This window comes from Dysgonomonas sp. 37-18 (assembly GCF_001899125.1).
Classification (GTDB): Bacteria; Bacteroidota; Bacteroidia; order Bacteroidales; family Dysgonomonadaceae; genus Dysgonomonas.
The window spans coordinates 62,325-73,625 of record NZ_MKVC01000004.1 but is presented as its reverse complement, the minus strand read 5'-3'; the positions used below and the strand labels follow the sequence as shown (position 1 = coordinate 73,625).

Below are 11,301 nucleotides of genomic sequence, written 5' to 3'. Positions count from 1 at the left end.
TTAATTTAAATGAATTTGATTATGAGTAAATTAAGAGTAATGACTGTTGTAGGAACTCGACCTGAGATTATTCGCCTTGCTTGTGTCTTGAAAAAACTAGATCAGTCAAATGCAATCGATCATATATTAGTGCATACAGGTCAGAATTACGATTATGAATTAAATGAAGTTTTTTTTGAAGATTTAGAACTTCGTAAACCAGATTATTTTCTCAATGCGGCAGGTAAAAATGCTACAGAAACAGCTGGTTTGATACTTATAAATATTGATTCTGTATTAGAAGAAGTAAAGCCAGATGCATTTCTTGTACTAGGTGATACAAACTCTTGCCTATGCGCGATTGCTGCAAAAAAACGACATATCCCGATTTTTCATATGGAAGCTGGTAATCGTTGTTTTGACCAACGCGTTCCGGAAGAAACAAACCGGAAGATTGTTGATCATACAGCTGATATTAATTTGACGTATAGTGATATTGCAAGGGAGTATTTACTTGCGGAGGGATTACGTCCTGACCGGATAATTAAAACCGGTAGTCCTATGTTTGAAGTATTGAAAGACTATATGCCTAAGGTTGAAAAGTCTCAGATATTAGGAACGTTAGATCTAAAAAAGAATAATTATTTTGTTGTATCAGCTCATAGGGAAGAGAATATTGCATCTGAGGAAAAATTCTTTAATTTGGTTGAAATCCTTAACTCTATAGCCGAAAAATATAATATGCCTATTGTTGTTTCAACACATCCGCGTACACGTAAGATGATAGAAAAGCATGGAATAGAATTTCATCAAAATGTAAAACTGATGAAACCTATGGGCTTGAGCGATTATTTGGCTCTACAAATTAATTCCTATGCCGTTCTTTCCGATAGTGGTACTATCAGCGAGGAATCTTCAATATTAAATTTTAAAGCTTTAAATATTAGGGAAGCTCATGAACGGCCAGAAGCAATGGAGGAAGCATCGGTAATGATGGTTGGATTGAACCCAGAACGTGTATATCAGGGATTGATTCAGTTGGAGTCCCAGAATGTTGGAGATATACGCAGTTTCCGTCCTGTATCTGATTACAGTATGCCTAACGTTAGTGACAAAGTGGTTCGTATAATTTTGTCGTATACCGATTATATTAAACGTGTTGTATGGAATGAGTAAATTCTTTTGTGTAGGAATTTTATATAAATGTTATAGTTAAAAAGATTCCATATTACACGAAGTTAAATCAATCCTATTTTAAGCTTTATTAAAAGAATAGAAGGATACTAAATCATGAATAAGCTCATTCGCATAACCACAGTTCCAATATCTTTGGATAAGCTTTTAGACAAGCAGATGGCTTTTATGAAAGATTATTATAAAGTCATCGCCGTTTCTTCAAATGAATCTTTACTGAAGAGAATTGGAGTAAAAGATGGTGTTGATACCTACTGTGTTGAAATGACAAGAAAGATTACACCTTTTCAAGATGTAAAAGCGATATGGAAACTTTATTGTTTTCTCAAGAGAGAGAAACCTTTATTTGTGCATACCCATACGCCGAAAGCTGGTATGGTTGGCATGATCGCGGCATTGTTGGCAAAGGTTCCTAATAGACTACATACTGTAGCGGGTTTGCCACTCATGGAAACAAGGGGGCTGAAGCGAAAAGTACTGAATCTTGTAGAAAAAATAACTTATAAATGTTCTACAATAATATATCCTAATTCGAAAGGTTTAAGAGAGATTATAATAAAAGAGAAGTTGTGTCCTGAAAAAAAAATAAGAATAATAGGAAATGGTAGTTCCAACGGAATAAATACATCCTACTTTGATCCCATTAATATTTCTACTCTGGAAAGAGCCGATTTAAAAGAGTCTTTAAATATTGATAGTGATAACTTTGTATTTATTTTTGTTGGACGCTTAGTTACGGATAAAGGAATAAATGAGTTGATCAGTGCTTTTGATGATATATCACATCGTAATAGAAAAGTGAAGCTCTTACTTGTTGGTAATAGAGAGCCTGAACTCGATCCATTGAAGGAGGAAACTCTGGAGATAATTTCTAAAAACTCGAATGTTATAGAGGTTGGTTACCAGCCTGATGTAAGACCATATTTTGCTATTTCTGATGTACTAGTATTTCCTAGTTATAGAGAAGGGTTTCCGAACGTAGTTATGCAAGCCGGAGCGATGGGGTTAGCGTCTATCGTTACTGATATAAATGGCTGTAATGAGATTATAATCAATGATACAAATGGAGTTATTATTCCTCCTAAAAACTCATTTGAATTGCAACGTAGAATGGAATTGTATTTAAATAATAATGCATTACTTGCAGAACATAGGTCTAATTCACGAAAAATGATTGTATCTCGATATGAACAGGAAATTATTTGGAAAACTTTATTATCAGAATATAAATCCTTAGAGTAATGTATCGCAACTTGTTTAAACGCATTTTAGATTTTGTATGTTCACTAATAGGCTTCATAATTCTATTGCCAATATTTCTATTTCTGACAATATTTCTGACAATAGCAAATAATGGGAAACCTTTTTTCTTTCAACAACGCCCCGGTAAGAACAATAAGATATTTGAAGTTGTTAAGTTTAGAACAATGAATGATAAAAAAGATGCGCAAGGAAATCTACTGTCAGATAAAGACAGATTAACGTCTCTTGGCAGATTTATTAGAAAAACTTCATTGGATGAAATTCCTCAATTAATAAATGTAATAAAAGGAGATATGAGTTTAGTTGGTCCTCGTCCTTTACTTCTCGAATATCTTCGTTTATATAATGAAAAGCAGATTCGCAGACATGAGGTTCGTCCAGGAATAACAGGATGGGCACAAATTAATGGTCGAAATGCTATTTCGTGGAAAGATAAATTTGAATTAGATGTATGGTATGTAGATAATATATCTATATCTTTGGATATAAGGATACTACTCCAGACCATATTAAAAGTGTTTAAATCGGAAGGTATAAGTTCAGACACAAGTCTTACCATGGAAAAATTTGAAGGGAACAAATAGGATGAAGAAGGTGTATTTATATGGTGCAGGAGGGCATGCTAAAGTAATATTAGATATTCTTCAGTTAAACAATATCGTTGTTGAAAAAATATTTGATGATGATATAACCATAAAAGACTTTATGGGAATTCCTGTATCAAGAGAGAGCAGATCACCTCTGATTGTAAGTATAGGAGATAACATGATACGAAAAAAAATTGTTTCCACCTTCTCTAACATTAGATATGAAAGAGCAATATCACAAAAAGCAATAATATCTGGATCTGCTTTGGTAGAAGAAGGTACGGTGGTAATGCAAGGCTCAATTATACAATCTTGTGCTCGTATCGGCAAGCATGTAATAATAAATACTGCATCAACTATAGATCATGACTGTATTATTCACGACTTCGTACACATTGCACCTGGCTCAAATCTATGTGGAGAAGTTGAAGTAGGGGAAGGAACTTTGATTGGTGCAGGATCTACAATTATACAAGGAGTTAAAATAGGAAAATGGTGCAAAATTGGAGCGGGATCAGTAGTTACTCGAAATATTCCGGATAATGTAGTCGCTATAGGAGCTCCTTGCAAAGTAACAAAACTTTTATAAAATGATGAATACTAATGAACGTATCTGGCTCTCTCTAGCACATATGGGAGGGCACGAACAGCGGTTTGTTCAAGAAGCTTTTGATACCAATTGGGTAGTGCCCATGGGCCCAAATGTGGATGCTTTTGAAACGGAATTAGCCGCATTCCTTCAGAGCAATGTATATGTCGCTGCATTAAGTGCAGGAACAGCTTCTTTACATTTAGCTTTGATTATTTTAGGTGTAAAACAAGGAGATGAAGTACTTTGTCAAAGCTTTACTTTTTCGGCATCGGCCAATCCTATAGTCTATCAAGGTGCAACTCCTGTCTTTATTGACAGTGAGAAAGATACGTGGAATATGTCTCCGGAACATTTAGAAAGAGCTATAAAGGATCGGATATCTAAAGGCAAAAAACCGAAAGCAATTATACCCGTGCATCTCTATGGTATGCCCGCAAAGATAGAAGAGATACAAAGTATTTCCTCAAAATATGAAATACCGATCATTGAAGATGCCGCAGAAGCATTAGGATCGAGATATAAAAACCAGCATTGTGGAACTTTTGGTGAAATGGCTGTACTCTCCTTTAATGGGAATAAAATAATTACGACATCCGGAGGTGGTGCACTTGTCGCCCATAATGAGGAATATATAAAAACGGCACGATTCCTGGCAACTCAGGCTAGAGATGCTGCGCCACATTATCAACATTCACATATCGGATATAATTACCGAATGAGCAATGTCGTAGCCGGAATTGGTAGAGGGCAAATGCTTGTTTTAGAAGATAGAATCAAACAAAGACGAACAAATAATGAGTTTTATCGTAAAGGTTTAGAAAAAGTTGAAGGAATAAGTTTCCAAACAGAGCCTTCATCTGATTATTTTTCTAATTATTGGCTGACATCTATACTTATTAATCCTTTAAAAACAGGAGGGAAAACGAGAGAAGATATATATGATGTATTAAACGAAAATAATATAGAATCCAGACCTTTATGGAAGCCAATGCATATGCAACCAATATTTAGCGGTTGCTCATATTATGGAGACGGAACATCTGAACGATTATTTAGAGATGGGTTATGTCTTCCGTCTGGGACTAGTTTAAGTTTTGATGATATAGATAGAGTAATAAAAGCTATAGAGAGTATGTTCTAAACTCAGAAGAATAAAAATGATAAACAACACTACACGAAAAATATATAAGAGATTCTTAGAGAATCGTCTGCTGAGCAGATGGTTCGTCTTGTTGATCGATTTGGCAATAGTCACTTTTGCGACTATCATATCATATATTCTAACACTTCAGATATACAAAAATATTCATATAGTATATCATCCGGTATTCTTCGAATATCTGGCTATAACCGTATTATTTAATGCAGTCTGTTTTAGTATATTTAAAACATATAAAGGAATTGTCCGTTATTCTACAATTCATGAATTTCAAAAGATACTTACATCCTTGTTATTTGCTGATTTACTTATATTTCTTACATTATATAAAGTTATAGGTCCATCAGGAAGCGTTGCTGTCGCATATTGTAGTACCCTCTTTTTAGTTTCATTGGTTTGTTTGTACGGGTTTCGCCTAGTTGTCGTTTATACTTATCAGACATTAACCCGACGGTTTGGGAATAATCCTTCTATACCTGTATTTGTGTGGGGGTTAAATGAAGATAATATTGTTCTTGCACAACTGTTGAGTACAGGAAACAATAGATTCAGGATTATAGGCTTTCTTACAACAGAGCCTGATTCAAAGTTAAAGAAACTCACAAACGTACCGGTTCTTACTATTCAGAAGCCCGAAGATTTCGTAAAATACAAAATAAAAGATATATTGTTTACCAAAGAAGATGAACTAAAGAATGAAGCTAATTATGTTGAAAAACTATTAAGCTTAAATATTCGCATCTATATAAGTAAACAAATGAATATAGATAGTTTATCTCAACTGTCAGATATTAGTCGGAGTATTCGTCCTGTTCAGATTGAAGATTTGCTTGGACGTCCCGAAATAAATATCAGCATGAATGTTATCGCTGAGAATGTTCAAGGTAAAAATATTTTGGTGACAGGTGCTGCAGGTTCAATAGGAAGTGAAATCGTCAAACAGCTAGCTCAATTTTCTCCTGCTTCTATTATTTGCCTCGATCAGGCTGAAACACCATTGAATGATTTGGATATTGAATTAAAGAAGTTGTATCCTTGCTTAAACTATACTACTATTATCGGAGATGTCCGCAATCATACAATTATCAATTTTGTGTTTGATAAATATAAACCTAATATAGTTTATCATGCCGCTGCTTATAAGCATGTTCCTATGATGGAAAGATATCCATGTGAAGCTATAATTACCAACGTATTAGGTACAAAGGTGTTAGTCGATTTAGCAATTGAGTATGATGTTGAGATGTTTATTATGGTTTCAACAGACAAGGCTGTAAACCCTACAAATATCATGGGGGCAACTAAACGCATCGCAGAAATATACGTTCAGTCTTGTGCTGCTGATCAAAAGAAAAATAAGTCTCATACTAAATTTGTGACAACACGCTTTGGTAATGTATTAGGAAGTAATGGCTCTGTTATTCCATTATTCAGAAGGCAGATAGAGAAGGGTGGTCCAATAACTGTAACAGATCCTGAGATCACTCGTTATTTTATGACCATTCCGGAGGCATGCCGCTTGGTTTTGGAAGCTTCTGTCATCGGTAAGTCCGGTTATATTTACGTCTTTGATATGGGACAGCCTGTAAGGATCTATGATTTAGCAAAAAAAATGATAGAGTTGGCCGGTTTAGTTCCGGAAAGAGATATCGAAATTCAATTTTCAGGATTAAGGCCCGGAGAGAAGCTGTATGAAGAGTTATTGAATGACTCTGAAATAACAGAACAGACTTCGCACAAAAAGATTATGATGGCTAAAGTAAGGGAATACCATTTTCAGGATATTTTACCTCAAATAGAGCAGTTAATTTTAGTCGCCCAGACAAATGATAAATACAAACTCGTACGACAGATGAAAGTACTCGTACCTGAATTTGTTAGCAATAATTCAGAATTTGAACAACTTGATCAAAATAATATAGATACCACTAGCAATTCTCAAATTTGGGTATAAAAGAAATACCTGTATTTGTTTTTACAAAACAGACAACAGAATCCGACAGATGCTCATTGTATTTACTCCGAATATGAAATCACTTGCCCACTAATTTGCATAAGCGATATTTCACATAATTTTGTATTATATTCAGCTTGAACAAGTCTTTCTTCGGCTTCTAATAGACTGTTTTGTGCCTCTCGTAATTCTATACCTGACAGGTCTCCAAGTTTGTATCGTTCGATAGCTATTTCATGGTTTTCTTTTGCTGTTTGTACATTTTCTTTTTCAAGATTTGTCAGATCTATATTATTTCTATAAGCCATCCACATATTCGAAAAATCGGCTTTTATAGAGAGTATAGTTTGCTCGTATTGGAGTTCTTTGTTTTCAACTTCTATACGGGCATTCTTTTGTTTTCTTTTTCTATTGAAGCCATCAAACAGGTTGAAACCTAGAGTTAATCCATAGGTTAAGCCCAAATTGTTTTGATTATCTATAGTCCCCGTATTGTAAATGTTTTTTGTATAACCATAGCCTGCATTAAGTTTCAAATACGGATAGTTCTCACTCTGAGCTGTTTTTAAATCAAGCAAACTAAGATTCTTGTTTTTATTTGATAACAAAAGGAAAGTATTCGAAGATAGCGTTTTTTGCCAAACATCTTCTTTATTTATAAACTGATTGAATTCAATTATAGAGTCCGTGGTTACAATGAGTTGCTCGATATTGTCTGCAGCCATCATTTGGTTAAGTGATATGCGAGATGTATATAATACTTCATATTGTTTAATCAAGCGAGAGCTGTCACTGTTGAAGTCTACCTTTGCTTGTTGAAGATCGAGTCGAGAGCCTGCTCCAATTTCGTATCTAGCTTCAACTATGCGTAATCTTTCTTTAGATAACTTAACGGCTGATTTCAAGTTTTTTAATCGGATATTCTGCTGGATGTAATTGTAATATTCTGAAGTTAACCCCGATACGAAGTTCTCTATCGTTAAGCGGGTATTCAGTTCCCCCATCTTTTGCAGCTCTTTTAAGCGTTGGTGATTCGTTTGGATATTGAAGCCATCAAAAACAGTCCAATTCAAGTTGACGCCTGCATTCAATAATTGGTTGTGAATGCCGTTATTCTTATTTTTCTCTCCATTTGCCAAATTCTGTGTTATATTGTTTACCGAACCCGAATAACCCGTTGTGAGATCTACAGACGGAAGGTATCCTGCATTTCCCACAGTGAGATTGTTGTCCGATATTTCCTGATTATTGCGCATAATACGAATATCATAGTTCTTTTGCAATCCCCTTTCTATACATCTTTTCAGATCGAATACAACCTGAGAATTACATATGCTTGGTGCAGCTATTGCTAGAATGATAATTAATATATATTTTTTCATCATCAAAATTCTTCTTAGTCAAAAGGTGACAAAAGTAACAGCTTTTATCTCTTTTTTATTTGTTACTTTTTGTCCTAGTATATAGTTGTTATATTATAGATAAATTTATATTTACTAAATCCTATCTTTCTTCTTACTTCTGTCGGTAGATATATATAAATACATAGCCGGTACAATGAATATCGTTAATAGAGTAGAAATCATCATTCCTCCAATTACAGCCACTCCCATAGCCATACGCCCATTGGCTCCTTCGGCACTGGCAAATATTAAGGGTAACAATCCCAACACGGTGGAGAAGCTTGTCATAAGGATCGGACGCAAACGTTGTACTGCAGCTCCCTGTATAGCTTCAAGTTTACTCATTCCTGCTTCTTGACGCTGATTTGCAAACTCCACAATAAGAATACCATTTTTAGCGACCAGCCCGATAAGCATAATAATTCCTATCTGGCTGAATATATTCATCGTTATATCTTTGATATACATAAACAAAAGGGCTCCGGCAATTGCAAGGGGGACTGTAAGCATAATAACAAATGGATCTTTGAAACTTTCGAACTGTGCTGCAAGGATCAAAAAGATCAATAATATAGCAAGTATAAATGCAAACATCAAACTGGAAGAGCTTTCGCTAAAATCCTTCGAATCTCCCGCCAATGCTGTTCGAAATGTATCATCAAGGGTTTCTTTCGCTATGCGATCCATTTCTTCCAACCCGGCGCCGATTGTTACTCCCGGAGATAGACCCGCGGATACTGTTGCAGACTTAAATCTGTTATACCTGTATAGCTGGGGAGGGGCGACACTTTCTTCTAAGCGCACAAGGTTATCCATCTGAATCATATTCCCTCCTAAGTTTTTAAGATAAATAGATTTCAGGTCGAGAGGTGTATTCCTTTGTTGGCGATTAATTTCCCCTAATATCTGATATTGTTTCCCATTCATATAAAAATAGCCCATACGTTGCCCACTTAGTGCATATTGCAATGTTTGTCCTATATCTCTGGTACTTACTCTTAGTATGGCGGCTTTATCTCTGTCTATGATAATACGGGTTTCAGGTTTCGTGAATTTAAGGTTTACATCGGCCATTTGAAACATTGGGCTCTCTTGTACTTTTCTCATAAATTGAGGGATGAATTCCTCTAACTTTTCAAGGTTGGTAGCTTGCAATACATATTGTATAGGCATACTCGATCGTCTTCCACCGAAGGTAGACTGTTGTTGCACAAATGCCCGTGCCTCTGTTTCTTTTCTTACAGCCTTTGTCAGTTCGTTGGCAATCTCCATTTGGCTTCTTTCTCTATCTTTAATATTGGGCAACATGAGGTTTATCATCCCGCCTCCCGTCCAGGCTCGCATTGTATTAATGAGACGTTCGGGTGCAACGGAATCAGCTATCACTCCAATCTTTTCTGTATAATTTCGATTAAATTCATAAGTAGAGCCTTCGGGTCCGCTGGTTCTTATTGTTATCTGTGAGCGGTCTTCCAATGGAGCCATTTCGGAAGGGATCGCACTGACTAAATAACCTATTCCTGCGAGTGTAAGGATTATGATAGGCCATATTATTATCTTATGTTTAAGGAAATGGTGCAAACCATTGTCGTAAGCTTTGGTCAACCATTGAAAGAAAGGATCTGTTTTACGGTAAAACCATCCCGCCTGATCTTTCTTTTTCAATAACTTGGTAGCAAGCATCGGTGTAAACGTAAGAGCTACAAATGCTGAAATAAGGACAGCCCCGGCAATAACAATACTAAATTCACGGAACAAACGTCCTGTCATCCCTTCAAGAAAGACAATAGGGAAAAATACCGCAACCACAGACACTGTTGTTGAGATAACGGCGAAGAATATTTCTTTAGAACCCTCTATCCCTGCTTCCTTGGGAGTCATACCTCCCTCAATTTTCAGATAGATGTTCTCTGTGACCACAATAGCATCATCGACTACCAATCCTACAGCCAGAACTACGGCTAACATGGATAAGACATTGATCGAGAATCCTGCAACATACATCACAAAGAAAGCTCCTACTAGTGATACGGGAATAACAACGCAAGGAACCAACGTCACACGCCAGTCGCGAAGGAAAAGGAATATTATGATAACGACCAATGCAAAAGCTATATATACCGTTTCTTCCACTTCTGCTATCGAAGCCCTTATAAATTTAGTATTGTCGAAGGCGACATCTATTTTGACATCTTCCGGTAAGTCTTTCTTTAGTTGTTCGAGACGAACCATCGCTTCATCAGAAATTTCAATCTGATTGGCTCCCGGTTGTGGAATAATAACAGTACTTACAGCAGGAACACCATTGCGACGCATAATACTCTTATAGTTTTCTGTACCCAGCTCCGCTGTACCTACGTCTCTAAACCTTACAACATTATAATTGTCTTCTTTGATAATCATATTGTTGAATTCTTCGGGAGTCTGCATCAACCCTAATGTTCGTATAGAAAGCTCAAGGTTATCGCCTTCTATGCTGCCGGAAGGCAATTCCACATTTTCTTTATCTACGGCACTTTTTACATCCATCGGGGTAATGCCATACGATGCCATTTTTACCGGATCGAGCCATAGTCGCATCGAATAGCGGTTTTGTCCCCAGATCTCTACAGCGCTCACATTGGGTATGGTTTGTAAACGCTCTTTTACTGTCAACTCAGCTATTTCACTTAGTTCGAGCAAAGAACGCTTTTCGCTTTGTATACTTATTTGTATAATCGGGTTGGCATCGGCATCAGCCTTCGATACAGTAGGAGGGTCGCAGTCGCGAGGCAGATAACGTTGTGCCCGCGAGACTTTATCCCGCACATCATTTGCTGCTGTTTCGAGGTCTACAGATAATTCAAATTCCACAGTTATACGGCATGAACCCTGACTACTGCTACTTGTCAAAGACCTGATGCCGGGTATCCCATTTATATTTTGTTCTAGTGGTTCTGTGATCTGATTCTCTATAATTTCGGCATTAGCCCCGGGATAACTCACGTCTACCGAAATAATGGGGTTATCTATGTTGGGATATTCGCGCACCCCTAAATATGTATATCCGATCAATCCTAAAAGGAATATAATCAATACAAATACAGTGGCTAATACCGGGCGCTTTATACTTAATTCAGATATAGTCATCTTTTAGAGGTTTTGGATGTTTAGAAATCTACGATTTTAAA

8 protein-coding genes are annotated in these 11,301 nt (G+C 36.3%); 6 read left to right on the top strand and 2 right to left on the bottom strand.

The features are described 5' to 3' along the window. Positions 1 to 21: 21 nt before the first annotated feature. The 6 genes from wecB (at position 22) to BGO84_RS01310 (ending at position 6,728) form a co-directional block, all read left to right on the top strand. The gene (gene wecB, locus BGO84_RS01335; RefSeq protein WP_291026946.1) at positions 22 to 1,155 is read left to right on the top strand and encodes a UDP-N-acetylglucosamine 2-epimerase (non-hydrolyzing); all 1,134 of its coding nucleotides are present in this window, start codon (positions 22 to 24) and stop codon (positions 1,153 to 1,155) included. 114 nt (positions 1,156 to 1,269) lie between these two features. Continuing rightward, positions 1,270 to 2,415, top strand: a complete 1,146-nt coding sequence (locus BGO84_RS01330; RefSeq protein WP_291026944.1) for a glycosyltransferase family 4 protein — start codon at positions 1,270 to 1,272, stop codon at positions 2,413 to 2,415. Beyond that, the gene (locus BGO84_RS01325) at positions 2,415 to 3,020 is read left to right on the top strand and encodes a sugar transferase (protein ID WP_135104389.1); all 606 of its coding nucleotides are present in this window, start codon (positions 2,415 to 2,417) and stop codon (positions 3,018 to 3,020) included. Before BGO84_RS01330 ends, BGO84_RS01325 begins: the two co-directional genes overlap by 1 nt. 10 nt (positions 3,021 to 3,030) lie before the next feature. After that, positions 3,031 to 3,612, top strand: a complete 582-nt coding sequence (locus BGO84_RS01320; protein WP_135104476.1) for an acetyltransferase — start codon at positions 3,031 to 3,033, stop codon at positions 3,610 to 3,612. A 4-nt stretch (positions 3,613 to 3,616) separates the two neighbouring features. Further along, complete coding sequence (locus tag BGO84_RS01315; RefSeq protein ID WP_291027151.1) at positions 3,617 to 4,756, top strand: aminotransferase class I/II-fold pyridoxal phosphate-dependent enzyme; 1,140 nt, start codon at positions 3,617 to 3,619, stop codon at positions 4,754 to 4,756. Between the two features lie 16 nt (positions 4,757 to 4,772). Next, complete coding sequence (locus BGO84_RS01310) at positions 4,773 to 6,728, top strand: nucleoside-diphosphate sugar epimerase/dehydratase (protein ID WP_291026941.1); 1,956 nt, start codon at positions 4,773 to 4,775, stop codon at positions 6,726 to 6,728. A gap of 62 nt (positions 6,729 to 6,790) precedes the next feature. Here the strand turns inward: BGO84_RS01310 and BGO84_RS01305 are convergent, their stop codons facing one another. Together BGO84_RS01305 and BGO84_RS01300 are read right to left on the bottom strand one after the other, a co-directional pair. Then, on the bottom strand, positions 6,791 to 8,110 hold the full coding sequence (locus BGO84_RS01305) for a TolC family protein (protein ID WP_291027150.1): 1,320 nt from the start codon (positions 8,108 to 8,110) through the stop codon (positions 6,791 to 6,793). 114 nt (positions 8,111 to 8,224) lie between these two features. Then, entirely contained in the window at positions 8,225 to 11,260 is a 3,036-nt protein-coding gene (locus BGO84_RS01300) for an efflux RND transporter permease subunit (RefSeq protein WP_291026939.1), read from the bottom strand. Positions 11,261 to 11,301 lie beyond the last annotated feature (41 nt).

What these genes read in the sequence shown, in the direction of transcription:
- BGO84_RS01310 (WP_291026941.1), top strand. Translation starts at nt 4,773, where the DNA reads ATGATAAACAACACTACACGAAAAATATATAAGAGATTCTTAGAGAAT.
- BGO84_RS01330 (WP_291026944.1), top strand. Translation starts at nt 1,270, where the DNA reads ATGAATAAGCTCATTCGCATAACCACAGTTCCAATATCTTTGGATAAG.
- BGO84_RS01325 (WP_135104389.1), top strand. Translation starts at nt 2,415, where the DNA reads ATGTATCGCAACTTGTTTAAACGCATTTTAGATTTTGTATGTTCACTA.
- BGO84_RS01300 (WP_291026939.1), bottom strand. Translation starts at nt 11,260, where the DNA reads ATGACTATATCTGAATTAAGTATAAAGCGCCCGGTATTAGCCACTGTA.
- BGO84_RS01305 (WP_291027150.1), bottom strand. Translation starts at nt 8,110, where the DNA reads ATGAAAAAATATATATTAATTATCATTCTAGCAATAGCTGCACCAAGC.
- wecB (WP_291026946.1), top strand. Translation starts at nt 22, where the DNA reads ATGAGTAAATTAAGAGTAATGACTGTTGTAGGAACTCGACCTGAGATT.
- BGO84_RS01315 (WP_291027151.1), top strand. Translation starts at nt 3,617, where the DNA reads ATGAATACTAATGAACGTATCTGGCTCTCTCTAGCACATATGGGAGGG.